The 22,019-nt window shown below is 65.5% G+C and carries 29 protein-coding genes; 8 read left to right on the forward strand and 21 right to left on the reverse strand.

Translation table 11 applies throughout. The features are described from left to right. Positions 1-68 precede the first annotated feature (68 nt). From EGM87_RS13210 to EGM87_RS13260, 11 genes are all read right to left on the reverse strand, one after another. On the reverse strand, positions 69-866 hold the full coding sequence (locus EGM87_RS13210) for a Rossmann-fold NAD(P)-binding domain-containing protein (protein ID WP_137710181.1): 798 nt from the start codon (positions 864-866) through the stop codon (positions 69-71). 14 nt (positions 867-880) lie between these two features. Beyond that, positions 881-1,243 (reverse strand): HesB/IscA family protein, encoded by a 363-nt coding sequence (locus tag EGM87_RS13215; RefSeq protein WP_044660406.1) that lies wholly within the window; start codon positions 1,241-1,243, stop codon positions 881-883. Positions 1,244-1,287: 44 nt separating this feature from the next. Then, a complete protein-coding gene (locus EGM87_RS13220) occupies positions 1,288-1,737 on the reverse strand; it encodes an SUF system Fe-S cluster assembly protein (protein WP_137710180.1) in 450 nt (149 codons plus the stop codon). Then, positions 1,734-2,954: an aminotransferase class V-fold PLP-dependent enzyme gene (locus EGM87_RS13225; RefSeq protein WP_137710179.1), complete on the reverse strand. Its 1,221-nt coding sequence runs from the start codon at positions 2,952-2,954 to the stop codon at positions 1,734-1,736. Before EGM87_RS13225 ends, EGM87_RS13220 begins: the two co-directional genes overlap by 4 nt. After that, positions 2,951-3,703, reverse strand: coding sequence for a SufD family Fe-S cluster assembly protein (locus tag EGM87_RS13230; RefSeq protein WP_137710178.1), 753 nt, complete (start codon positions 3,701-3,703; stop codon positions 2,951-2,953). Before EGM87_RS13230 ends, EGM87_RS13225 begins: the two co-directional genes overlap by 4 nt. Positions 3,704-3,848: 145 nt before the next feature. Further along, the gene (gene sufC / locus EGM87_RS13235) at positions 3,849-4,595 is read right to left on the reverse strand and encodes a Fe-S cluster assembly ATPase SufC (RefSeq protein ID WP_044660410.1); all 747 of its coding nucleotides are present in this window, start codon (positions 4,593-4,595) and stop codon (positions 3,849-3,851) included. 3 nt (positions 4,596-4,598) lie between these two features. Next, on the reverse strand, positions 4,599-5,054 hold the full coding sequence (locus EGM87_RS13240; RefSeq protein ID WP_025549781.1) for a hypothetical protein: 456 nt from the start codon (positions 5,052-5,054) through the stop codon (positions 4,599-4,601). After that, complete coding sequence (locus tag EGM87_RS13245; protein ID WP_262856967.1) at positions 5,051-5,446, reverse strand: endonuclease domain-containing protein; 396 nt, start codon at positions 5,444-5,446, stop codon at positions 5,051-5,053. The genes EGM87_RS13240 and EGM87_RS13245 overlap by 4 nt, the downstream gene beginning before the upstream one ends. 98 nt (positions 5,447-5,544) lie before the next feature. Further along, positions 5,545-7,029, reverse strand: a complete 1,485-nt coding sequence (gene sufB, locus EGM87_RS13250; protein ID WP_044660412.1) for a Fe-S cluster assembly protein SufB — start codon at positions 7,027-7,029, stop codon at positions 5,545-5,547. Then, a complete protein-coding gene (locus tag EGM87_RS13255) occupies positions 7,026-7,523 on the reverse strand; it encodes an RrF2 family transcriptional regulator (RefSeq protein WP_025549783.1) in 498 nt (165 codons plus the stop codon). Before EGM87_RS13255 ends, sufB begins: the two co-directional genes overlap by 4 nt. Before the next feature lie 106 nt (positions 7,524-7,629). Continuing rightward, positions 7,630-8,460, reverse strand: coding sequence for a helix-turn-helix domain-containing protein (locus EGM87_RS13260; protein ID WP_137710460.1), 831 nt, complete (start codon positions 8,458-8,460; stop codon positions 7,630-7,632). Between the two features lie 464 nt (positions 8,461-8,924). Here EGM87_RS13260 and EGM87_RS13265 point away from each other — a divergent pair, with 464 nt between their 5' ends. Both EGM87_RS13265 and ggt read left to right on the forward strand, forming a co-directional pair. Further along, entirely contained in the window at positions 8,925-9,962 is a 1,038-nt protein-coding gene (locus EGM87_RS13265; protein WP_048576952.1) for a quinone-dependent dihydroorotate dehydrogenase, read from the forward strand. Between the two features lie 48 nt (positions 9,963-10,010). After that, entirely contained in the window at positions 10,011-11,711 is a 1,701-nt protein-coding gene (ggt, locus tag EGM87_RS13270; protein ID WP_137710176.1) for a gamma-glutamyltransferase, read from the forward strand. A 52-nt stretch (positions 11,712-11,763) separates the two neighbouring features. Here the strand turns inward: ggt and EGM87_RS13275 are convergent, their stop codons facing one another. The 9 genes from EGM87_RS13275 to EGM87_RS13315 form a co-directional block, all read right to left on the reverse strand. Further along, on the reverse strand, positions 11,764-12,258 hold the full coding sequence (locus EGM87_RS13275; protein WP_025549787.1) for a hypothetical protein: 495 nt from the start codon (positions 12,256-12,258) through the stop codon (positions 11,764-11,766). A gap of 69 nt (positions 12,259-12,327) precedes the next feature. Next, positions 12,328-12,756, reverse strand: coding sequence for a SufE family protein (locus tag EGM87_RS13280; RefSeq protein WP_025549788.1), 429 nt, complete (start codon positions 12,754-12,756; stop codon positions 12,328-12,330). Positions 12,757-12,959: 203 nt separating this feature from the next. Continuing rightward, positions 12,960-13,193: a hypothetical protein gene (locus EGM87_RS13285; RefSeq protein WP_025549789.1), complete on the reverse strand. Its 234-nt coding sequence runs from the start codon at positions 13,191-13,193 to the stop codon at positions 12,960-12,962. Positions 13,194-13,221: 28 nt separating this feature from the next. Further along, positions 13,222-13,473 carry a hypothetical protein gene (locus EGM87_RS13290; protein WP_025549790.1) on the reverse strand — a complete coding sequence of 84 codons (252 nt, stop codon included), beginning with the start codon at positions 13,471-13,473 and terminating at the stop codon, positions 13,222-13,224. 31 nt (positions 13,474-13,504) lie between these two features. After that, the gene (locus tag EGM87_RS13295) at positions 13,505-13,828 is read right to left on the reverse strand and encodes a hypothetical protein (protein ID WP_044660416.1); all 324 of its coding nucleotides are present in this window, start codon (positions 13,826-13,828) and stop codon (positions 13,505-13,507) included. 128 nt (positions 13,829-13,956) lie between these two features. Continuing rightward, positions 13,957-14,337: an envelope stress response membrane protein PspC gene (gene pspC, locus EGM87_RS13300; protein ID WP_025549791.1), complete on the reverse strand. Its 381-nt coding sequence runs from the start codon at positions 14,335-14,337 to the stop codon at positions 13,957-13,959. Position 14,338: 1 nt separating this feature from the next. Continuing rightward, a complete protein-coding gene (gene pspB, locus EGM87_RS13305) occupies positions 14,339-14,635 on the reverse strand; it encodes an envelope stress response membrane protein PspB (RefSeq protein ID WP_025549792.1) in 297 nt (98 codons plus the stop codon). A 3-nt stretch (positions 14,636-14,638) separates the two neighbouring features. After that, a complete protein-coding gene (pspA, locus tag EGM87_RS13310; RefSeq protein WP_025549793.1) occupies positions 14,639-15,307 on the reverse strand; it encodes a phage shock protein PspA in 669 nt (222 codons plus the stop codon). 38 nt (positions 15,308-15,345) lie between these two features. After that, positions 15,346-15,519: a hypothetical protein gene (locus EGM87_RS13315; RefSeq protein ID WP_165363315.1), complete on the reverse strand. Its 174-nt coding sequence runs from the start codon at positions 15,517-15,519 to the stop codon at positions 15,346-15,348. 175 nt (positions 15,520-15,694) lie between these two features. Here EGM87_RS13315 and pspF point away from each other — a divergent pair, with 175 nt between their 5' ends. Further along, a complete protein-coding gene (pspF, locus tag EGM87_RS13320) occupies positions 15,695-16,711 on the forward strand; it encodes a phage shock protein operon transcriptional activator (RefSeq protein ID WP_025549794.1) in 1,017 nt (338 codons plus the stop codon). Positions 16,712-16,851: 140 nt separating this feature from the next. Here pspF and EGM87_RS13325 read toward each other — a convergent pair whose 3' ends face one another. Beyond that, on the reverse strand, positions 16,852-17,730 hold the full coding sequence (locus tag EGM87_RS13325; RefSeq protein ID WP_044660418.1) for a 3-hydroxybutyryl-CoA dehydrogenase: 879 nt from the start codon (positions 17,728-17,730) through the stop codon (positions 16,852-16,854). Between the two features lie 179 nt (positions 17,731-17,909). Here EGM87_RS13325 and EGM87_RS13330 point away from each other — a divergent pair, with 179 nt between their 5' ends. The 5 genes from EGM87_RS13330 to tolB are packed head-to-tail and all read left to right on the forward strand — an operon-like array spanning position 17,910 to position 21,907. After that, complete coding sequence (locus tag EGM87_RS13330; RefSeq protein ID WP_044660419.1) at positions 17,910-18,380, forward strand: YbgC/FadM family acyl-CoA thioesterase; 471 nt, start codon at positions 17,910-17,912, stop codon at positions 18,378-18,380. Further along, a complete protein-coding gene (gene tolQ / locus EGM87_RS13335) occupies positions 18,377-19,096 on the forward strand; it encodes a protein TolQ (RefSeq protein ID WP_044660420.1) in 720 nt (239 codons plus the stop codon). The genes EGM87_RS13330 and tolQ overlap by 4 nt, the downstream gene beginning before the upstream one ends. 22 nt (positions 19,097-19,118) lie before the next feature. Further along, a complete protein-coding gene (gene tolR / locus EGM87_RS13340) occupies positions 19,119-19,586 on the forward strand; it encodes a protein TolR (RefSeq protein WP_025549797.1) in 468 nt (155 codons plus the stop codon). Positions 19,587-19,604: 18 nt separating this feature from the next. Next, on the forward strand, positions 19,605-20,561 hold the full coding sequence (tolA, locus tag EGM87_RS13345) for a cell envelope integrity protein TolA (protein WP_137710459.1): 957 nt from the start codon (positions 19,605-19,607) through the stop codon (positions 20,559-20,561). 32 nt (positions 20,562-20,593) lie between these two features. Continuing rightward, positions 20,594-21,907: a Tol-Pal system beta propeller repeat protein TolB gene (gene tolB / locus EGM87_RS13350; RefSeq protein WP_171010062.1), complete on the forward strand. Its 1,314-nt coding sequence runs from the start codon at positions 20,594-20,596 to the stop codon at positions 21,905-21,907. The last annotated feature ends 112 nt before the right edge of the window (positions 21,908-22,019 follow it).

Consider the following 22,019-nt stretch of genomic DNA (forward strand, 5'->3'; position numbering starts at 1 on the left):
CGGGACAGCCATCGGGCCGGGATGGTTAAGAAGGCGTTAGCGATGACCGGGCTTTGCGGCGGAGCGAGTCACAGGCAGGCGCGCAACCCTTGGCGATAGGTTGGATAGCGGGGCGACCAGCCCAGCAACCGCTTGGCCCGACCGTTCGCGACCCGGCGGTTTTCGGCGTAGAAGGACCGGGCCATGGGGGTGAGCTGGGCTTCCTCCAGCGTCAATAGCGGCGGCAGCGGTTGGCCAAGCAGGGCGCAGGCCGCTTCGATCAGGCGGTTCTGCGCGCAGGGCAAGTCGTCCGAAAGATTGTAGATGCCTGGCGGTCCCCGATGAATCGAAGCGACGATGCCCGCGCCGATATCGTCGACATGGGCCCGGCTGAACACCTGATCGGGCAGATCGATGCGATGCGCCCGCCCTTCCCGCACGCGATCCAGCACCGAGCGGCCGGGGCCGTAGATACCGGGCAGGCGGAAACGCCGCACATCGGGGCGAAGCGCACCCCAGTCGGCGTCGGCCTGCGCCCGTGCGGCACGGCGACCCTGACGGAGAGGGGTGGCTTCATCGACCCACGCGCCCGCCGCATCGCCATAGACTCCGGTGGAGGAGAGATAGCCTGTCCAGATCGCGGGCGCGGCGGCGATGGCCGCGCCATAGCGGCTGAGGACGGGGTCGGCATCTCCCTCCGGCGGAACGGACGAGAGGATATGGCTGGCCTGCGCGATGGCGGCGCGGACGGCGTCTTCATCATCGAAGGCGAGCGCTTCGGCATCGGCGGTGCGGCGGACGCCGGTGACGTGCCAGCCTTCTTCACGAAGGCGGACAGCCAGGCGGGAAGCGGTGTAGCCCTGCCCCAGAATGAGCATATGGGGCATGAAACACTATTCCCTCAGACCGTGAAGCTCTCGCCGCAGCCGCAACTGCCCTTGGCATTGGGGTTGTTGAAGACGAAACCGGCGGTGAAGTCGTCCTCCACCCAGTCCATCGTCGACCCGACCAGATAGAGCACCGACGCGCCGTCGATGTAGAAGGCGCCGCCGGGGGTCTCGATCTTCTCGTCGAACTTCGCTTCCTCGCTCACATAGTCGACCGAATAGGCAAGGCCCGAACAGCCACGGCGCGGGGTCGAGAGCTTGACGCCGATCGTGCCTTCGGGAGCCTGGCTCATCAGGTCGGCGATGCGCTGCTCCGCGCTCGGCGTCAGGATGACGGCGGCGGGGCGGGCTCGGGTCTTGGTCGTCGTTTCGGTCATTTCCGTTCCTTCTTCCCTCCTCCCGTCTGCGGGAGGGGAGAGTGTTACAACATCCCCAGTTCGAGCTTAGCCTCGTCCGACATTTTCTGCGGGTCCCATGGCGGGTCCCAGACCAGGTTGACCTGCGCGTCGCCGACGCCGGGCACCGCGCCGACGCGCAGTTCGACTTCGCCGGGCATGGATTCGGCCACCGGGCAGTGCGGCGTGGTCAGCGTCATGGTGACGACGGCATGGCCGTCCTCCGTCACGTCGACGCCGTAGACGAGGCCCAGATCATAGATATTGACCGGAATTTCCGGGTCGTAGATTTCCTTGAGCGCATCGATGATCGCGTCATAGAGGCTGCCGCCCGGCTCGCCCTTCGGCGTTTCCGCTGTCCTGGCGTTCAGGAAACCGTCCAGATAGTCACGCTGGCGCGGTTCTTCCACGCGCGCCTTGGGCGGGGTCTCCACCGCCGCGACCTCTTCTACCAAAATCTTGCGTTCCTCGGTCATCCGAAGATCTTCCTCACTCGTTCAATCCCTTTGACCAGCGCGTCCACGTCGCCCTCGTCGCTATAGATGCCGAAGCTGGCCCGCGCGGTCGCCTCGACGCCCAGATGGCACATCAACGGCTGCGCGCAATGATGCCCCGCCCGGATGGCCACGCCCGTTTCGTCCAATATGGTGCCGACATCGTGCGGATGAACCCCCTCGACCTCGAAAGAGAGGATTCCCGCGCTGTCCTGCGGTCCGAAGACGCGGACGCTGTTGAGGCTTTCCAGCGCGGCCCGCGCTTTGTCGACCAAAGCGCATTCATGGGCGTGGATCGCGTCGAGCCCGATGGCCTGCACATAGTCGATCGCCGCCGACAGGCCGACGACGCCCGTGATGTGCGGCGTGCCCGCTTCGAACCGCGTCGGCGCAGGGGCATAGGTGGTTTTTTCGAACGTCACCTTGTCGATCATCGACCCGCCCCCCTGATAGGGAGGCATGGCGTCCAGCAGTTCCTTCCGCCCCCAGAGCGCGCCGATGCCGGTCGGGCCGTAAAGCTTGTGCGCGGAAAAGACGTAGAAGTCGCAGTCCAGCGCCTGCACGTCGACGGCGAGGCGCGGCACGGCCTGACAGCCGTCGATCAGGATCTTGGCGCCGACGCCGTGCGCGATGTCGGCGGCGCGGCGGACGTCGAGTACGCTGCCCAGCACGTTCGACACATGGGCCAGCGCAACCATCCTGTGCGCCGGGACGATCATCGCGGCCATGGCGTCGAGGTCGATCCTGCCGTCGGCCGTCAACGGCACCACGTCGATCTGCGCGCCGACTTTCTCGGCCACGATCTGCCAGGGGACGATATTGCTGTGATGTTCCAGCATCGAGAGCAGGATGCGGTCGCCGGCTTTGAGCTGCGTCCCCGCCCAGCTTTGCGCGACGAGGTTGATGCCCTCGGTCGCGCCGCGGACATAGACGATCTCGCTGTCCGACTGCGCGCCGATGAAGCTGGCGACCTTCCGCCGCGCCGCTTCATAGGCGAGCGTCATATTGGCGGAACGCTCATAGACGCCGCGATGGACGGTGGCGTAATCCGGCCCATAGGCGCGGGCGATCGCGTCGATCACCGCATGGGGCTTCTGCGCGGTGGCGGCGCTGTCGAGATAATGCCAGTTGCCCCCCTCACTATTCAAAAGACCGGGGAAGTCGTCGCGCAATCGCAGCGCCTGGGCGAGGTCGTTCATACCAGTGCCTCCAGCTTGGCGAGCGCGGCGGCCTCAAGGCTGTCCTTGACCGCTTCATCCGCCACATCGTCGAACACGCCCGCGACGAAGGCCTTCAGCAGCAGCGTCTTGGCCGTCGCCGGGTCCATGCCGCGGCTGGCCATGTAGAACAGCGCCTGCCTGTCCAGTTCGCCCACGGTCGCGCCATGGGCGCATTTCACATCGTCGGCGTAGATTTCCAGCTCCGGCTTGGCATTGGCCGTGGCGGTGCGGTCGAGCAGCATCGCCTTGACCGACTGGAAGGCATCGGTGCGCTGCGCGTCGCGAGCGACGTTGATGCTGCCCAGATAGCTGCCGGTGGCGCGTTGGCCCAGGATGGAGCGGATCGTCTGGCCGCTGGTCGAGTCCGGCTCCGCATGGGTGACGGCGGTGACGATCTCCAGCACCTGATCGCCGCCGCCGATGATCGCGCCGTTCAGTTCGAAATGGCTGCCCTTGCCCAGGGTGACGGTGAAGGTCACGCGACCGAATTTCCCGCCGATATTGAGGACATGGAAGTCGCAGCGCGCCCCGTCCGCGATGCTGATCGCATAGTCATGCACCGCTGCCGCGCCGTCGGCCGCGTCCTGCAACAGATGATGGCGCGCCGTTTCCCCGGCGGCGACATCGATGCGCACCGGCGCAGGCGTGGGCCAGATGGCGGCCAGCGCGTCGAGGTCGCTGTAGCGCCATTCCTCGGCCTTGCGCGTGGGAAGGGTGAGCGCGTTCATTCGATATACCCGTTCGGGCTGTCCGAGCGAGCCACTTGTCTCGCTCGAATGTCGAAGCCCAGTCCTTTCTTCGAGGAAAAATAAGGCCGTTGGCTATTGCCGCCCTCCGGGTCGACAGGCTCAGGGCGAACGGAACCCGGAAGCATCATGCCGCAACCACCTCGGCATAGCCTTCGCGCTCCAGTTCCAGCGCCAGTTCGGGACCGCCCGATTTCACGATCCGTCCCGCCGCCAGCACATGCACGAAGTCCGGCTTCACATAGTCGAGCAGGCGCTGATAATGGGTGATGAGCAGCACCGCCTTGTCGGGCCTGCGCATGATGGCGTTGATGCCCGCGCCCACGATCTTGAGCGCGTCGATGTCGAGGCCAGAGTCGGTCTCGTCCAGTATCGCCAGCCTGGGGTCGAGAATGCCCATCTGCACCATTTCGGCCCGCTTCTTCTCGCCGCCCGAAAAGCCGACATTCACCGGGCGCTTCAGCATCTCCATATCGAGGCCCAGCAGAGCCGCCTTTTCCTTGGCGAGCTTGATGAACTCGCCGCCCGACAGCGGTTCCTCGCCCCGCGCCTTGCGCTGCGAATTGAGGCTCTCGCGCAGGAATTGCAGGTTGGAGACGCCCGGAATCTCGACCGGATATTGGAAACCGAGGAACAGGCCAGCGGCGGCGCGCTCATGCGGTTCCATCTCGAACAGGTCCGCGCCCTCGAAGGTCGCGGTGCCGCCGGTGACCTCATAATGGGGGCGACCGCCCAGCGTATAGGCCAGCGTCGACTTGCCCGCGCCGTTCGGTCCCATGATCGCGTGGATCTCGCCCGCCTTGATGGAGAGCGACAGGCCTTTCAGGATCGCCTTGCCGTCGATTTCGTTGGTGAGATTGTCGATCGTCAGCATCTTTTATCCCTTATGCGCGCGCTGGAGCGTCCGCGCTGTCCAGAAGGCCATGTCCCGCACATCGCCCGGCGCGGGGAACAGCGTGTCGATATGCCGCTTGATGGGCATATAGGGCCACCAGTCGGCGCCGGGTTCGGGCGCGCCCTTTTCCAGCACGCCGGTCACGAACTCCGTCACCGGACCCATGCGGGCGAGATTGGGGGCCTTGGCCTTGTGGAAGGCCTTGTCGGTCCTGAGGCGCTCGGTAAAGGCGGCGTCGCCCTTGTCCAGTGCGGCGCGGCATTCGGCCTGATAGGCGTCGAGGTCGCCGAAATCCTTGGCCGCGCGTGCCTGAAGCTCGCCCTCTTCCAGCTCATAATCTTCGGTCAGGATGCGGATCGCAGCGGTCCAAGCCTGGCCGTTTCCGACATCCTCCGCGAAATCCGCGAGGGCGTCCTGAATATCGTCTTCGTCGCTCAAGAGTCTTGGTCCTCTAAAAGCCCCTCCCCTTCAGGGGAGGGGTTGGAGTGGGGGCTGGCCCAACGATCCGGCGCCTGTTCAAGCGCGCCGAAGATCGCGGCACAAACCCCTTCGATATTCTGCATCACGTCATGGTTGGCGATACGGATGATGCGGTAGCCCAATGCGTTCAGCGTCGTATCGCGCGCCTTATCCGACCCCGCTCTATGCGTATCGCCATCGACTTCGACGATCAGCGCTTTTTGCGGGCAGAGGAAGTCGACGATGAAGGGACCGATCACGGGCTGGCGGCGGAATTTATAGCCGCCGAGCTGCGAGCGGGAGAGTTTTGCCCAGAGGCGCCTTTCCGGTTCGGTCGGTTCGCGGCGCATTTTGTGGGCGAAGCCTGCCAATTGAGCGAGGCGACCAGCGGAGAGCCCCCACCCCCGGCCCCTCCCCTGAAGGGGAGGGGAGTTTAGGCGCGTGGCCTGGTCGAGAGGGTTCAGGCTCCTCAACCGACCGACCCCTCCAGCGAAATGCCCAGCAGCTTCTGCGCCTCGACGGCGAACTCCATCGGGAGTTGTTGCAGCACTTCGCGCGCGAAGCCGTTGACGATCAGGCTGACGGCCGCTTCCTGATCCAGCCCGCGCTGCATCGCGTAGAACAACTGGTCGTCGCTGATCTTGCTGGTGGTCGCCTCATGCTCGATCTGCGCCGAGGGGTTGCGCACCTCGATATAGGGCACGGTATGCGCGCCGCACTGGTCGCCCAGCAGCAGGCTGTCGCACTGGGTGAAGTTGCGCACGCCCTCCGCGCCCGGCGCCACGCGCACCAGCCCGCGATAGGTGTTGTTGGACCGCCCGGCGCTGATCCCCTTGGACACGATGGTCGAACGCGACCCCTTGCCATTGTGGATCATCTTGGTGCCGGTATCGGCCTGCTGCAGATTGTTGGTCAGCGCCACCGAGTAGAATTCGCCTACGCTGTTCTCGCCATTCAGCACGCAGCTTGGATATTTCCAGGTGATGGCGGAGCCGGTTTCCACCTGGGTCCAGCTCACCTTCGAGTTGCGGCCCTGGCAGAGCGCCCGCTTGGTCACGAAATTATAGATGCCGCCCCTGCCATTCTCGTCGCCGGGGTACCAGTTCTGGACGGTTGAATATTTGATCTCCGCATCGTCCAGCGCGACCAGTTCCACGACCGCCGCATGAAGCTGATTCTCGTCGCGCATCGGCGCGGTGCAGCCTTCGAGATAGGAGACATAGCTCCCCTCATCCGCGACGATCAGCGTTCGCTCGAACTGGCCCGTATTCTCCGCATTGATGCGGAAATAGGTGGAAAGCTCCATCGGGCAGCGCACGCCCTTGGGGATGTAGACGAAGGTGCCGTCGGAGAAGACCGCGCAGTTGAGCGTCGCGAAATAATTGTCGTGCATCGGCACGACCTTGCCCAGCCACTTCTTCACAAGGTCCGGATATTCGCGCACCGCCTCGCTGATCGAGCGGAAGATGACGCCCGCTTCCTCCAACTCCTTGCGGAAGGTGGTGGCGACCGAGACGCTGTCGAACACCGCGTCGACGGCGACCTTGCGGCTGCCCTTCACCCCGGCGAGCACTTCCTGTTCGGCAATGGGGATGCCCAGCTTCTCATAGGTGGCGCGAATCTCCGGATCGAGTTCGTCCAGCGACTCCAGCTCCGCCTTCTTCCTGGGCTCGGCGTAATAATAGGCGTCCTGATAGTCGATCGGCGGAATGTTGAGCTTGGCCCAGTCCGGCGCTTCCATCTGCCGCCACATGGCGAACGCCTTCAGCCGCCATTCCAGCAGCCATTCGGGCTCCTGCTTCTTGGCGGAGATGAAGCGGACCGTGTCCTCGTTCAGCCCTTTGGGCGCGAAGTCCTGCTCGATGGCGGAGGACCAGCCATGTTCGTAGGTGGAGGCGCGATCGGCGGCCTCCTGCGCTTCGAGGTTGCGAACGGTGGTGGCTTCTTCGGTCATAGCGTCTGCTCTGCAACTCGTTTCTCGACTTCGCCCGAAACGAACGGAGGCGGGGTGACTTCTCTGGCGAGGCTGGCGATGGTGACGGCGGCGAGCGCCGACCGGATCGCATTGTTCGCCACATTCATGTGCGGACGGACGCGGCAGTCCTGCTCCAGCGAGCAGTCATGCGCGCCCATTTCGGTGCAGGCGGTCATGGCGATGGGGCCTTCCACCGCCTCCACCACATCGGCCAGGGTGATCGCGGCGGGCGGGCGGCTGAGGCGCACGCCGCCGCCGGTCCCCCGGCTCGATTCGAGCAGTCCGGCGGCCGAGAGGCGGCTCACCAGCTTCTGCGCGGTGGGCAGGGGAATGCCGGTTTCGGCGGAGAGCGTGGTCGCGTTCATCTTCACATATTTGTTGGTCGCAGGGTCAAGCCCAGCGCCCGCCCCGCAATGGCGGGCGGCGGCGGACATCAGCACCACGGCATAATCTGCGAAACTCGAAAGCCTCATGACCCTGCGTCTTGCGAACCATTCTCAAATCGGATCGAATCAATCCGATTGCGCATGTGGTCCCGCCCGCGCCCGGAATCAAGGCATTTTTGCTTGGGACGAAGGCTTAGCTGAAACGGTTGATCACGGCCACGTCTCCACCCAGCGAGCGGCGCAGCAGGGTGAGTTGCGCCACGGCGCTGGGTTCGGTCTGCAACTGATGCGGGGTCAAGCCGATGAAATGCTTGATCTCCCGAATGAAATGCGACTGGTCGTAGAAACGCCCGTCGTCGCACAGCGCCTGCCAGCTTTCATGGTCCAGCGCGATCCGCGCGCTGCATCGGAGCGCCCGATATTTGCGCGCCAGCAGCTTGGGCGGGCAGCCATAATATTTGTTGGTGAGCCGGGCGAGCTGGCGCGGCGAGAGGCCGGTGATGTCGGCCAGCGTCTCGATCCGCGGGGAGCCTTCGCCCATCAGCCAGCCATCCACCGCCTCCAGCAGCCGCCATGTCGATTCCGGCAACGGGACCAGCCTTTCCGACAGGAAGGACCAGCAAAGCGCCGACATCCCCTCCGCATCGTCGGTGGCGCGGAGCTGGTCCAGCAAATCGCGGTAGCCGCCAAGATGCGCCATTTCCTGCACGCGATCCGTGAGCGTGCTGGCATCGCCCCCATGCAGGGCGATCCATCCCGCCGGCAGCAGCGAAATGCCGACCACCCGGCCCGGCCCCGTCAGTTCGAAGCGGGTCGCGCCCATGGTCGGACCCAAAAGGCAGACTTCGGGCGTCGGCAATATCGTTCCGTCGTGGAAATGATAATTGCCGCTATTGTCCAGCATGAAGCGAAGTTGCGGTACGTCGGCGCGTGTCACATCCGAATAATGTTCGGCCGTTTCGGTAAAGATATAAAGCGAACCGAAATAGGCGTTGAGTTGTTCGGGCGGCGCGAAATAGCGCAACCGAACCGGTCCCTGTGCCGCGTCGACGGTATAGGACAGCGGCGCATGACCATCTCTTGCCGTGATATTCGACGCCCCCCCGGGCGCCCCGCCTTTATGCGACCGCATATTTCACCCCAGCACGCAATATGCGCCATCGGGGTGAAGGTGCAAGGGCTATGCTTGACGGGATGCCACTTTCCGTCTTGTCCAGAGACGATGAACGGGGGTTCCCGTAAAAACGACCCGGCGGTTTTCACCGCCGGGTCAGGAAAAGGTCTCGTCAGCCATATGGCCTAGAGCCTTCGGGTCGCAGGACTCTCTTACGTCCGAATCGGGGAAATTTTATTGGATGGATCGGACATCGGCCGGACCAAAACGGGACGAATCCACGGAATCTTGTTAAGAAATGCCGTTCCTTCCTTACTGTTGCCGCGTTGCAACAGCGACTCGACGCCGGGCGTCCGCGCTGGCATAGCGCGGCCATGTCGTACCGCCTGATCCGCCCCCTGTTTTTCGCTCTGGACGCCGAGCGCGCCCATCATCTGTCCATCAAGATGCTGCGCCTGATGCCGGTGCCGCCTGCGCTGGAACCCGATTCGATGCTGGCGCAGACCGTGGCGGGCATCGCCTTTCCCAATCCGGTGGGCCTGGCGGCGGGTTATGACAAGGAAGGACTGGTCGCGCACAAGATGCACGGGCTGGGCTTCGGCTTTGCCGAGTTGGGGACGCTGACCCCCCTGCCCCAGCAGGGCAATCCCCTGCCCCGGCTGTTCCGCCTGGCGGAGGATCGGGCGGTGATCAACCGCATGGGCTTCAACAATGGCGGCCAGGCGGCGGCGGCGGAACGGATCGCCAAGCGCAGGCGGCCGGGCGGCCCCGTCATCGGCATCAACATCGGCGCCAACAAGGATGCGGCCGACCGGATCGCGGACTATGCCACCGGCGTCACCTGCATGGCCCCGCTGGCCGATTATCTGACGGTCAATATCTCCTCCCCCAACACGCCGGGATTGCGCGCGCTTCAGGACCGGGCGGCGCTGGACCAGTTGCTGGGCGCGGTCATGGCGGCGCGGGGGGCGAATCGGACGCCGGTCTTCCTGAAGGTGGCCCCGGACCTGGAGCCCGCCGATGTGGAGGATATTGCCGCCGCCTGCATCGACCACAGGATCGACGCGCTGATCGTGTCCAACACCACCATTTCCCGGCCGTCGCTGCAGTCTCCGCTGGCGGGGGAGGCTGGCGGCCTGTCCGGCGCGCCGCTGCACGATCTGGCGCTGCAAAGGCTGCGCGACTTCCGCCGGGCGCTGGGCACGCGGCTGCCGCTGATCGGCGTGGGCGGGATCGCCACGGCGGACCAGGCCTATGCCCGCATCCGGGCGGGGGCCAGCCTGATCCAGCTCTACAGCGCCCTGGTCTATGAGGGGCCTTATCTCGCCCGGCGGATCAATGCCGGGATCAAGGCGCTGATGGCGCGCGACGGCGTGGGGAATATCAGCGAGATAGTGGGTATCGACGCCTGATCCGTCCTATGGGTTGCGAACCGCAACGCAGCGACTAGGGTGCCGGACATGACTTTTCGCCTTTCCGGCCTGCTGGCTGCCTTCACCCTTCATGCCCTTTCCCCCTCTCCGCTCGCCGCGCGGGAGCCGGTCGCGGTCAACGCCACCGTGTCCGCCGCCGATCCCCGGGCGGCGGAGGCGGGGCAGGACATATTGCGCAAGGGCGGCAGCGCCACCGACGCCGCCATCGCCATGATGCTGACGCTGAACGTCGTGGAGCCGCATAATAGCGGCATCGGCGGCGGCGGATTCCTGATGCATCATGACGGGCGGACCGGCGTGCTGGAATCGATCGACGGGCGGGAGACGGCTCCCGCGGCGGCGCGGCCCGACCGTTTCATGGGGGCGGACGGCCAGCCCCTCTCCTTCCGCGAAGCCTGGCCGGGCGGCTATTCCGTCGGCGTGCCCGGCAATGTCCGCCTTGCCTGGGACGCGCATCGCAAATGGGGCAAGCTGCCCTGGGCCGAGCTGTTCCAGCCCGCCATCCGCTTTGCCGAACAGGGATTCGAGGTGCGCCAGCGGCTCGACACGGCGATGAAAGCGGTTGCCCCGGTCTGGGCCGATTTTCCGGAAATCCAGAAATATTTCTGGATCGACGGCAAGCCGGCGCCGATGGGCACGATCCTCAAGAATCCGCCGCTTGCCGCGCTGTTCAGGCGGATCGCGGCGGAGGGACCGGATGCCTTCTATCGGGGCGACAATGCCCGGATGATGGCCGAAACCGTCACCAACGCGCCGAAAAACCCGGTGCCGATGACGGAGGCCGACCTCGCCGCCTATCGGGCGAAGCCGCGCAAGCCCGTCTGCGGCCCCTATCGCGCCTATACGGTCTGCGGCATGGGGCCCGCCTCGGCGGGCGGCATCACCGTCCTTCAGGTGCTGGGCATGGTGGAGCGATTCCCGCTGGCGCAATGGGGCAAGGACGATCCCCGGTCCTGGCATGTCATCGGGGAGGCGATGCGGCTCGCCTATGCCGACCGGGACACCTGGCTGGGCGACCCGGAATTCGTGTCCGTGCCCATCGCGGGGCTGATCGATCCCGGCTATCTGAAGCAGCGTTCGGCGCTGATCGGCATGGGCAAGGCGCTGAACGACTATCGCCCCGGCACGCCCCCGGGCGCGGAGAAGCGCACCGCCGCCCGGCCCCAGCCGGAATCGGGCACCAGCCATTTCGTCGCGGTGGACCGCAATGGCGATATTGCCGCCTGGACCTCCACGATCGAAAGCTTCTTCGGCAGCCAGCTTGTCGCCAATGGCGTGATCCTGAACAATGAACTGACCGATTTCAGCTTCACCCCCGAAAAGGACGGCGCGCCGGTCGCCAACCGGGTCGAGCCGGGCAAGCGGCCGCTGTCGTCCATGTCGCCCACCATCGTCTATGATGCGGCGGGAACCCCGGTCTTCACCATCGGGGCGGCGGGCGGCAGGACCATCATCATGCAGGTCGCCAAGGCGCTGATCGCGCATTTCGACTGGGGGATGTCGGCGCAGGATTCGATCGCCCTGGGATTCCTGTTCTTCGACCGGGACGGTCTGGTCGTGGAACAGGGCACGTCGCTGGAGGGCATGAAGGCGCCGTTGGAGAAGCTGGGGCACAAGGTATCAGTCAGCCGCTTCGGCCTGAAGACCAATGCGGCGGAGCGGACGGCGGACGGCCATTGGGTCGGCGGCGCCGATCCGCGCAGCCCGGGCGTGTCGTTGCAGGAGTGACGCCCCTTCGGCGCACCCTGTTCGCGCGCGGGAGCATGGTGCTCCGGGCAGGCTACCCCTTCAAATCCAGGCCGGCGACGTTGAACTGGAAGGGGAAGACCTTGTCCTTCGGCCCGACCACCAGGTTCACCTTGATCGTCCGGCTGTCCTTGATCGCGTCATAGGCCCCGGCGGCGGGCAGGACTTCGATACCGTCCTTGTTCTCGGTCATGCGGCCCTTCCATTCATGGGTCTTGCCGTCTTCCGTGACCGCCGTGACCTTGCAGTCCGACAGGTCGCAGGTGAAGGGCGCGCCGACCAGCTTGACCGTCACATCCGCCCCGCCCTCCTGCATGGGCTGGACCAGCAGCACGCCGAAGGTGTCGGCCGCGGTCATGGTCTGGACCGCATTGGCGCTGCCGATATAGGCGACCTTGGGCTTTCCGCCCTCGCCGCCCTCATATTTCCAGACCTGCCCGATCTGGTCGCGCTGCGTCGGTCCCTTGTCCTCGGAGGATGAGCAGGCCGCGATCAGCCCCAGGGCGGCAAGCACCGCTATCGATCGCATCGCGTTTCTCCTTCTGTCCGTTTCGATGTCGGAAGGAGAACGCATGGCCCCTGCGGGGTTTCCCTCCGCTCAGCTATAGCGGGCTGCGGTTTCCCGGATCAGCGCGATCATGTTGGGAATGCCCTGCGTCCGATTGGAGCTCAACTGGTTGCGCAGGTCGAACGGCGCCAGCGCGCCTTCGATGTCCGTGGCGGCGATGGCCGCAGGCGGCTGGTCCTGCACGGTGAGGAGGACGAGCGCGATGATCCCCTTGGTGATCGCCGCATTGCTGTCCGCCAGGAAGTGGAGCCGTCCCCCGCCGGCAGAACCGGCGTCGATCACGGTCGGATAGACCCAGACCGCCGCCGAGCAGCCCCGGACCAGCGTGGCGTCGGTCTTGAGCGCGTCGGGCATCGGCTCCAGCGCCTTGCCCAGATCGATCAGCAGGCGATAGCGGTCGTCGGCATCGAGAAATTCATATTCTTCGACCAGATCGGCAAGGACGGGCAATTGGGTCATGGCCGCCCATATAGGGGTAAAATCGGGCGGGGGAAGGCGGTTTCCGCTGCTGCTCCGTCCCCCTTGAGGCAGGTTGGAGGGACAGACGGAGCAAGCCGGTTGGCCTGTCCGGCAAGGATGGAAGCGGCTGCGCCGCCATCACGCCCGCCCCCTGCCCCCGCCCCCTGCCCACCCCCCTTCGCGGGAGGGGGAGCATCGGATTTTCAGAGGTCCACGCCCGCGGCGATCGCTTCCAGCTTGCGGATGCGTTCCTTGAGGTCGGCCACTTCGATCCGCGTCGCGGTGGAGGGTGGTGCTGCCTCGTCCGTTCCGCGGGCGAGTTCCGCGCGCTTGAGGTCCAGCCAGCCATTCCATCCCCGCAGGGCGGTGGCAGCGACGATGGCGAGTCCGGTCAGACCCGCGACCGCCAATGTCAAAGTGATGAGGGGGTCCTGCATATCGTCCTCCCTGTGATGGTGGGCCGCGTCAGTCGCGATCCCGGAGCTTGTCGAATTCGCGGTCCAACGCGGTGCTGCTGTCCGTGGCCAGCCGTTCCAGCACGGCGACCCGGTCCTTCAGCGCCTTCACCTCCGCACGGAGCCGTTCGGCTTCAGGATCGGGTCCGCGCTGGACCAGTTCCTCACCCTTGTGGCGGCGGACGATGCCATATTTGGCGCGAACGACGCTGGCGATTGCCGCTATGGCGACGATGGCGACGACCATTTCGAACGGATTCATGACTTTTTTCCCTTGCTGAGCGTGGGGCCCTTCAGTTGGCGGGGCCGCGCAGGCGCTCGATTTCCCTGTTCAATGCGTGACTTTCATCGGTGACGATGCGCTCGACCACGGCCAGCCTGTCCTTCATCGATCCGAGTTCGGCACGAAGCTGGGCGTTTTCCTGGGTCAGCAGGCTGATCCGTTCCATCGCCTCATTGCCCGCCCGGGGATAGACGGCCTGGCCCCAGGCCCCATCCAACGGATAACCATGCTTGATCCGCAGCCAGGTGGTGAAGATCCATCCGCCCACACCGATCCCGGTACAGATCGCGATCAGCGGCGCGAGTTGCGCGAACATCGCGAATTGTTCCGACATGGCAAACCTCCCTCATTCCGCTCCCCATGGGCGCGGCCCATCAGATGTTGGATTTCTCAGACAAATTGGCCGGCTTTTCGACAGGCTCCCAAGCCCGTTCGATAAACGGCGTAGGCGATGCGATTCCGTCAGCGCAGGCTGTCGATCTCATCCGCCAGCCGGGTGTTGCGGCTGGTATAGTAGGTTTCGATGTCGGCCAGGCGCCGGTCGATGTCGCGAAATTTGGACCGCACGTCGCGGGTGGAGCGCGCCGGATTGGTGCGCACGCCCTGCCAGAATTTCTGGTCGTCGCGGTCGGCATAGAGGCCCAGCGGCTTGTTCTCGGCAAAATAGGCGACGACGAAATAGGCGATCAGCGTCCAGGGAAAGGCCCCCATCAGCGTCACCAGCACGGCGCCGACCCGGACCCACAGCACGTCGATCCCCGTATAGTCAGCAATGCCGGCGCAGACGCCCATCCATTTGCCGTTCTGCTTGTCGAGATAGAATTTGGTGCGACGGGCAGCCATCTCAATTCCTCCTGTCGGGATTTTGGCGTTCGGGATATGGGCGGTCGAACTCATAGCCATCGTCCTGCGACGGACGGGCGGGGCGGAAATCGGGGTTGTCGGCGGCGACGATCCGTTCGACCGTCTGCAGCCGCTCCTCCAGCCGCCGGGCGAGCAGGTGAAGCTCGTCCAGCAGCTTCTCGTCCTCATCGGTGATCTTGGGCGCCTGCTTCCACTTGGTGACATAGTGGAAGATCAGCCAGGGCATGCCGATGAACAGCATGCCGCAGATCATGATGGGCAGGAACACGTCCTCCATGCGTCACTCTCCCTTGTTCATGGACGCCTTGAGCGCGGCCAGTTCGGCATCGACCTTGTCGCTGGCCTTCAGCTCGGCAATCTCTTCCTCCAGCGTCTTGGGCTGGGCGCCAAGACCCATGGCGTCCGCGCGGCCTTCGGCCATGTCGACCCGCCGTTCCAGCATGTCGAAGCGGGCGAAGGCGTCGTTCACCTTCTCGCCGGCATAGGCTTCGCGGACGCGCAGGCGATTCTGGGCGCTTTCCATGCGGGTCACAAGGCTGTTCTGGCGGGCGCGCGCCTCGCGCAGCTTGGCCTGGAGCTTTGCGATGTCCTCTTCGGAGGCGCGCAGCGCTTCGTCCAGCACCCCGATCTCATGGGAAAGCTGCTCCGCCATGTCGGCTGCCTTCTGCTTTTCCACCAGCGCGGCCTTGGCAAGGTCTTCGCGGTCCTTGCTGAGCGCGAGCTGGGCCTTTTCCGTCCAGCTGTCCTGCAGGCCCTGAAGCTTGGCGATGTGGCGCCGCATTTCCTTCTGGTCGGCGATGGTGCGGGCAGCAGAGGCGCGCACCTCGACCAGCGTCTCCTCCATTTCGAGGATGATCATGCGGATCATCTTCGCCGGGTCTTCCGCCCGGTCGAGCAGGTCGGTGACATTGGCGGCGATGATGTCGCGGGTGCGGGAGAAAATACCCATTTGAACTTCACTCCTGGTACGAACTTGTTAGGCAGGCCTTACGCCAGATAGTGCAAGGCTGCGGGGCATTCCTTGTTCGCGAGCATCGGGATTTCGCTGGCGCGGGCCGGGCCGACCGCCGAAAGGATCAGGGTCGATCCGAACAGGACGGAGGCGATGGCGACGGACAGGAACTGGCCGATTTCGCGAACGCTGTTGCTTTGCTTTTCCATGATAAACTCCTGAACCTTGGCCTTCGTCGATGTGCCGCTTGATGCGTCAGCGGCTTCGCTTTCCAACTTTGCAGAAGCCGTGCCAATTTGCGGAAATGACGGAATTTCGCGGTTTTTTACGATTGTCCGAATATTGGGCTTGCCGAAAGATGGGAAATTTCACCATAAGTTGGGGATGGAGAAAAATACCCAGTTCGTCGGCCAGTCGCTGGCCTTTCTGGATGCGGTCGAGCAGGCCGGGCGGGCGGCAGAACTCAACCGGCCGGTCCTGGTCATCGGCGAACGCGGGACCGGCAAGGAACTGATCGCCGAGCGCCTTCACCACCTCTCGCCGCGCTGGGACGAACCGCTGATCGTCATGAACTGCGCGGCCCTGCCCGAAACGCTGATCGAGGCGGAACTGTTCGGCCATGAACAGGGCGCGTTTACGGGCGCGGCGCGGGCGCGGGCGGGGCGGTTCGAGGAAGCCGATGGCGGCACGCTGTTTCTGGACGAGCTGGGCACGCTGTCCATGGCGGCGCAGGAGCGGCTGCTGCGGGTCATCGAATATGGCGAGGTGACGCGGATCGGGGCGTCGAAGCCCATGACCGTCGACGTGCGGATCGTCGCGGCGACCAATGAGGATTTGCCCGCCGCCGCCGATGCCGGGCGGTTCCGGCCCGACCTGCTGGACCGGCTGAGCTTCGAGGTGATCACCTTGCCGCCGCTGCGGGCGCGGGAGGGGGATGTCGCGGTGCTGGCCGATCATTTCGGGCGGCGCATGGCGGCGGAGATCGGCTGGCCGCAATGGCCGGGCTTTTCCGCCGCCTGCATGGCCGAGCTGGAGGCGCATGACTGGCCCGGCAATGTGCGCGAGCTGCGCAATGTGGTGGAACGGGCCGTCTATCGCTGGAATGAGCCCGGGCGGCCGGTCGCGGCGATCGTGTTCGATCCCTTCGCCTCGCCGTGGAAGCCCAAGGCGTTGATGCCGGCAAGGGTGGAGGCGGAGGCGGGTCCGTCAGCCGTCCAGATAGCGAACGGCCATGACGCGATCACCGACCTCAAATCCGCCGTCGATGCGCATGAGGCCGCCATCGTGCGGGCGGCGCTGGAGCGCTACCGCTACAACCAGCGCGCGACGGCGAAGGGATTGGGGCTGACCTATGACCAGCTTCGCCATTGCATGAAGAAACATGGGTTGAGCGCGGGGTAGCCACCTCCCGCAAGCGGGACGGGCTGGAGGTGGGGGTGGGCATGCCGCGCCAGCGGCAATTTGCAACTGAGGACAGAAGCTCGCTCCGCTCGCGCCCACCCCTAACCCCTCCCGTCTACGGGAGGGGGACTATTGTCCTCTTAACGCGTCGGCACGGGCTCCGCGCCCGAATAATCGTAAAAGCCCTTGCCGGTCTTCCGCCCGAGCCAGCCCGCCTCGACATATTTCACCAGCAGCGGCGCGGGGCGATATTTGGGATCGCCGGTCGTGTTCTGCAGCACCTTGCAGATTTCCAGGCAGGTATCGAGGCCGATGAAATCCGCCAGCGTCAGCGGACCCATGGGATGGTTGAGGCCCAGCATCGCGCCCTTGTCGATGTCGACCACGCTGCCCACGCCCTCGCCCAGCGCGAACACCGCCTCGTTGAGCATCGGCAGCAGGATGCGGTTCACCACGAAGCCCGGCGCGTCGAAGGCATGGACGACCTGCTTGCCCAGGCTGGCGGCGAATGCTTCCACCGCGCTCACCGTCTCCGCGCTGGTGGCGAGGCCGCGAATGACCTCGACCAGCGCCATGACCGGCACCGGGTTGAAGAAATGCACGCCCACGAAGCGCCCCGCATCGGGCGCCGCCTGCGCCAGCCGGGTGATCGGGATGGAGGAGGTGTTGGAGGCGAGGATCGCATCGCCGGCCAGCAGGGCGCCGACATTGGCGAAGATCGAACGCTTGATCTCTTCCCGCTCGGTCGCGGCTTCGATCACCAACTGGCAGGCGGCCAGCGGCGCGACTTCGCCCACCGGCGTGATCCGGGCGATGGCTGCGTCGGCGTCGGCCTGCGCCAGCTTGCCCTTTTCCACAGCCTTTGCGAGTTGACGGATGATGCCGTCGCGGCCCTTCTGCGCGCGGGGCAGATCGATGTCGGACAGGATCACCTCATAGCCCGCCTGCGCCGCCACCTGCGCGATGCCCGCGCCCATCTGGCCCGCGCCGATCACGCCCACGGTCCGAATATCCGTCATTGCCGAAACCCTCCTGCACTGAATCCTGTTCGCCGTCCCCGTAGCGCCATGGCAGGCGGGCCGCCAGAGCTTCCGCACGGGCGAAAGCGGACGGAAAGCCCCGGACGGTCGGCGGAGCGCTGATCTTTCTGTGATTTCCCGCTTTGCGCCGCGCCTGCTTGATGGTTAAAAGCCCCGGCATGTCCGTTTCAGACCTGCTGCCCGCGCCGGCGACCGGAAGGTTCATTGCCGCCGTGCATCACTTCCCGCTGCGCGTCTATTTCGAGGACACCGATCTGTCCGGCCTCGTCTATCACGCCAATTATCTACGCTATATGGAGCGGGCGCGGTCGGACATGCTGCGCATCGCGGGGATCGACCAGCGCGGCAATCTGGAGGGGGGAGAGGGCGTCTATGCCGTCACCGACCTTCAATTGCATTATCGCCGCCCCGCCAGGCTGGACGATGACCTGATGGTCGTGAGCCGCGTCACCAAAGTCGGCGCCGCTTCATGTTCCATTCATCAGACGGTCATGCGCGATGGGGAAATACTGACGCAAGGCGATGTTTCCGTCGCCTTCCTGACGCCCCAGGGCCGCCCGCGCCGGCAACCCAAGCCCTGGACCGACATTTTCAGCCGTTTGATGAGAGGGGAAGACATCAACCCATGAGCCTTTCGATGCCCGACGTTGGCCTTGCGGTCGGCAATGCCGCGCAAGCCGCCACCATTTCGCCGCTGGCCCTGTTCCTTCAGGCCGACATCGTCGTGAAGGTGGTGATGCTGGGCCTGCTGCTGGCCAGCATCTGGACCTGGGCGATGATCATCGGCTTCAGCTTCACCCTGCGCAAGGCGAGCCGGCAGAGCCGGGCGTTCGAGCAGGATTTCTGGAAGGCGGAGGATATAGACCGCTTCTACGAAGCCCGCGGCAAGGCGGAATTCCCCGCCGCCAGGGTGATGGCCGCGGGCGTCACCGAATGGCGCCGCTCCACCGCGCAGAAGGTGATCGACCGGGAGGGCACCCGCGACCGGCTGTCGACCGCCATGTCCAGCACCATCGCGGCGGAGGTCGACCGGCTGTCGGACCGGCTGAACATCCTGGCCACCATCGGGTCGGTCGCGCCCTTCGTCGGGCTGTTCGGCACGGTATGGGGCATCATGCGGGCCTTCACCAGCATCGCGGCGGAGCAGAACAGCAGCCTGGCGGTCGTGGCGCCGGGCATTGCGGAGGCGCTGTTCGCCACCGCCATCGGCCTGTTCGCGGCGATCCCGGCGGTGATCGCCTACAACCGCTTCAGCCATGGCATCAACCGGATGGAATCGGGGCTGACGCGCTTTGCCGACGGCTTCTATTCGACGCTGAGCCGCGAGCTGGAGGCGCAGCGGTGACGGGTGAAAGAGGAGCGCGCTGATGGCCATGTCCGGACCTCCCTCCGGCCGGCGCGGCCGTCACCGCGCGCCGATGGCGGACATCAACGTCACGCCGCTGGTCGACGTCATGCTGGTGCTGCTGATCATCTTCATGGTGACGGCGCCGCTGCTGGTCACGGGCGTGCCGGTGAACCTGCCCGAAACCCGCGCCAAGGGGCTGGACCAGGACCAGAAGCCGACCGTGGTGTCGATCGATCGCGACGGCGGCGTCTTCATCGACGACGCGCAGATCAGCGACGCCGAACTGCCCGGCCGCCTGGCCGAGATCATGTCCGCCAATGCCGGCAAGGCCGAACCGCCGCAGATATTCCTGCGCGCCGACAAGGGGCTGGACTATGGCCGGGTAATGCTGGTCATGGGCGAGCTGAACCGGGCGGGACTCAACAAGGTCGCGCTGGTCAGCACCGGTTCCGAAGGCGGTTCCGCTGTCAGCAGCGGTTCAGAATAGGGGCCATAGGTCGTGGCGATGGATCGCGCGGAGAAAATCGGCCTTGGCGTGGCGACGGCGGGACATGTCCTGCTGTTCGGCCTGCTGTCGTCCGGCTTTCTGGCCACTCCCAACCCCCTGAAGCTCAATTCGCCGCCGATGGACGTCAGCCTGGTGGATGAGGTGGCGCTGAAGTCGACGGCGCCGCAGGTTTCGACGCAGCCGCCCCCGCCCAGCGTCGCGCCGGAGCAAGGGCCGACCGAGGATGCCGCGCCTGCGCCGGAACCCGAACCGGCACCGCAGCCCGAACCGACCCCGGCGCCGCCGGCTCCCCGGCCCGCGCCGCCCAAGCCGGTGGCAAAGCCAGCGCCGCCCAAGCCCGCGCCCGCTCCGCCGAAGAAGGATATGCCCGCCGCCAAGCCCAAGCCGGCGGCGGAAAAACCCGCCCCCGCCAAGTCCAAGCCTGCGCCGGAAAAACCCAAGCCAGCCGCCGCCGCGCCCGCCAAGGCGTCGCAGAAGCCCGCGGCCAAACCCAGGTCCGACGCGCCTGCCCGCGCTTCGGGACAGGGCAAGGCGGACAAGCCCAAGGGGTCGCTGCTGGGCAAGGATTTCCTGAAGGGCATCGACACCGAGGATGACGCGCCGCGCAAGCCCGCGCCGCCGCCCGCCGCCGCCATGGGCCCCGCGCAGAAGGCCGCGCTGGACGCGGAAATCCGCCGCCAGCTCAAGCCCTATTGGAAATCCCCGAGCGGCGCGGACATCGAGCAGCTTCGCACCTTCGTCGATGTGCAGCTTGCCCGCGACGGTTCGCTCGCGGGGCAGCCGCAGGTCGTCAACACCACCGGCATCACCGCCAGCAACCGCACGCAGGTGACGCTGCATCAGGAACTGGCGGTGAAGGCGATCCGCCTGGCCGCGCCGTTCAAGCTGCCGCCCGCTCTTTATGATGGCTGGAAATCCCTCCGCATCTCCTTCGACAAGAGGCTATCGCAATGACCCGACCCTTCAGGACAGGAAAGGCCCGAGCCATGTTCGGCGCCGCGCTGGGGGCGCTGCTGCTGGCGTTCGCGCCCGCCGCTTCCGCGCAGCTCAGCGTCGATGTGACGGACGAATCCTCCTCCAACCTCAAGATCGTCGTCCCCGCGCTGCCGGCGCAGGCGGAAGTCTCCACGCCCGCAGGCGGTTCCACCGAACTGGGCCGCAAGATCGCCGAGGTGATCGCCGCCGACCTCAAGGGGTCGGGCCTGTTCGATCCCTCCGGCCCCGGCGGCATCCCGACCATCGCCTTTCCCGAAGTCACCAATCCCGCCTACGATAAATGGGGCGCCTATCAGGCGCTGGTGCAGGGCTTCGTGCGCACCACCGGGGGCGAGGCGGACATCACCGTCGGCTGCTATCTCTACGACGTGGCGCTGAAGCAGGAACTGACGCGGCAGGGCTATGTCGTCGCGCCCCGCGACTGGCGGCGGGCCGCGCATAAATGCGCCGACGCCATCTATGCGCGTCTGTCGGGGGAAAGCCCCTTCTTCGACAGCCGCATCGCCTATATCGCGGAAAGCGGTCCCAAGGGGAACCGCACCAAGCGCCTCGCCATCATGGATTCGGACGGCGCGAACCACCGTTTCATCACCAATGGCCAGTCGATCGCGCTGACGCCGCGCTTTTCGCCCGACTACAAGTCGATCGTCTATGTGAGCTACCTGAACAACCGGGTCCGCATCTATGTCTATGACATCGGCACGGGACGGCAGCGGCTGGTGACGGAAAGCAACAATCCGACCTTCGCGCCGCGCTGGTCGCCCGACGGCCGCAACATCCTCTTTTCCATGGCGATCGCCGGCAATACGGACATCTATCGCGTTTCGGCCAGCGGCGGCGCGCCCGTGCGCCTGACCACGGCGCCGGGCATCGATGTCGGCGGCAGCTATTCGCCCGACGGCCGCCAGATCGTCTTCGAAAGCGACCGCTCCGGCAGCCAGCAGATCTATGTCATGAACGCCGACGGTTTGGGCCAGCGCCGGATCAGCCATGGCGGCGGCCGCTATGCGACGCCCGAATGGAGCCCGCGCGGCGACCTGATCGCCTTCACCAAGATTTCAGGCGACTTCAAGATCGCGGTCATGACGCCGACCGGCGACAATGAGCGCATCCTGACCAATGGCTGGCAGGATGAGCAGCCGAGCTGGTCGCCTAATGGCCGCGTGCTGCAATATTTCCGCACCACGCCGGGCCGGGAGGGCAGCAGCCAGGTGTGGCAGGTCGACCTGACCGGCGTGAACGAACGGCGCATACCGACGCCGCTCAGCGGTTCGGACCCGGCCTGGGGGCCCTTGCTGCCCTGATATGCGCGGCCATCCCACTCAGGGCGGACTGCCCACGCTCCTGATCTGCATTATATCGGAACCGAATCGTCCCGACTGCGTAACGACTTTCAGACCATGTTGAGGAGCAACC

The organism is Sphingobium sp. RSMS (genome assembly GCF_005406185.4).
GTDB lineage: Bacteria > Pseudomonadota > Alphaproteobacteria > Sphingomonadales > Sphingomonadaceae > Sphingobium > Sphingobium fuliginis.

Bases quoted from the DNA above. Each gene is read 5' to 3' on its own strand.
- EGM87_RS13210 (WP_137710181.1), bottom strand. From the start codon at position 866: ATGCCCCATATGCTCATTCTGGGGCAGGGCTACACCGCTTCCCGCCTG.
- EGM87_RS13215 (WP_044660406.1), bottom strand. From the start codon at position 1,243: ATGACCGAAACGACGACCAAGACCCGAGCCCGCCCCGCCGCCGTCATC.
- EGM87_RS13220 (WP_137710180.1), bottom strand. From the start codon at position 1,737: ATGACCGAGGAACGCAAGATTTTGGTAGAAGAGGTCGCGGCGGTGGAG.
- EGM87_RS13225 (WP_137710179.1), bottom strand. From the start codon at position 2,954: ATGAACGACCTCGCCCAGGCGCTGCGATTGCGCGACGACTTCCCCGGT.
- EGM87_RS13230 (WP_137710178.1), bottom strand. From the start codon at position 3,703: ATGAACGCGCTCACCCTTCCCACGCGCAAGGCCGAGGAATGGCGCTAC.
- sufC (WP_044660410.1), bottom strand. From the start codon at position 4,595: ATGCTGACGATCGACAATCTCACCAACGAAATCGACGGCAAGGCGATC.
- sufB (WP_044660412.1), bottom strand. From the start codon at position 7,029: ATGACCGAAGAAGCCACCACCGTTCGCAACCTCGAAGCGCAGGAGGCC.
- EGM87_RS13255 (WP_025549783.1), bottom strand. From the start codon at position 7,523: ATGAGGCTTTCGAGTTTCGCAGATTATGCCGTGGTGCTGATGTCCGCC.
- EGM87_RS13265 (WP_048576952.1), top strand. From the start codon at position 8,925: ATGTCGTACCGCCTGATCCGCCCCCTGTTTTTCGCTCTGGACGCCGAG.
- ggt (WP_137710176.1), top strand. From the start codon at position 10,011: ATGACTTTTCGCCTTTCCGGCCTGCTGGCTGCCTTCACCCTTCATGCC.
- EGM87_RS13275 (WP_025549787.1), bottom strand. From the start codon at position 12,258: ATGCGATCGATAGCGGTGCTTGCCGCCCTGGGGCTGATCGCGGCCTGC.
- EGM87_RS13280 (WP_025549788.1), bottom strand. From the start codon at position 12,756: ATGACCCAATTGCCCGTCCTTGCCGATCTGGTCGAAGAATATGAATTT.
- EGM87_RS13285 (WP_025549789.1), bottom strand. From the start codon at position 13,193: ATGCAGGACCCCCTCATCACTTTGACATTGGCGGTCGCGGGTCTGACC.
- EGM87_RS13290 (WP_025549790.1), bottom strand. From the start codon at position 13,473: ATGAATCCGTTCGAAATGGTCGTCGCCATCGTCGCCATAGCGGCAATC.
- EGM87_RS13295 (WP_044660416.1), bottom strand. From the start codon at position 13,828: ATGTCGGAACAATTCGCGATGTTCGCGCAACTCGCGCCGCTGATCGCG.
- pspC (WP_025549791.1), bottom strand. From the start codon at position 14,337: ATGGCTGCCCGTCGCACCAAATTCTATCTCGACAAGCAGAACGGCAAA.
- pspB (WP_025549792.1), bottom strand. From the start codon at position 14,635: ATGGAGGACGTGTTCCTGCCCATCATGATCTGCGGCATGCTGTTCATC.
- pspA (WP_025549793.1), bottom strand. From the start codon at position 15,307: ATGGGTATTTTCTCCCGCACCCGCGACATCATCGCCGCCAATGTCACC.
- EGM87_RS13315 (WP_165363315.1), bottom strand. From the start codon at position 15,519: ATGGAAAAGCAAAGCAACAGCGTTCGCGAAATCGGCCAGTTCCTGTCC.
- pspF (WP_025549794.1), top strand. From the start codon at position 15,695: ATGGAGAAAAATACCCAGTTCGTCGGCCAGTCGCTGGCCTTTCTGGAT.
- EGM87_RS13325 (WP_044660418.1), bottom strand. From the start codon at position 17,730: ATGACGGATATTCGGACCGTGGGCGTGATCGGCGCGGGCCAGATGGGC.
- EGM87_RS13330 (WP_044660419.1), top strand. From the start codon at position 17,910: ATGTCCGTTTCAGACCTGCTGCCCGCGCCGGCGACCGGAAGGTTCATT.
- tolQ (WP_044660420.1), top strand. From the start codon at position 18,377: ATGAGCCTTTCGATGCCCGACGTTGGCCTTGCGGTCGGCAATGCCGCG.
- tolR (WP_025549797.1), top strand. From the start codon at position 19,119: ATGGCCATGTCCGGACCTCCCTCCGGCCGGCGCGGCCGTCACCGCGCG.
- tolA (WP_137710459.1), top strand. From the start codon at position 19,605: ATGGATCGCGCGGAGAAAATCGGCCTTGGCGTGGCGACGGCGGGACAT.
- tolB (WP_171010062.1), top strand. From the start codon at position 20,594: ATGTTCGGCGCCGCGCTGGGGGCGCTGCTGCTGGCGTTCGCGCCCGCC.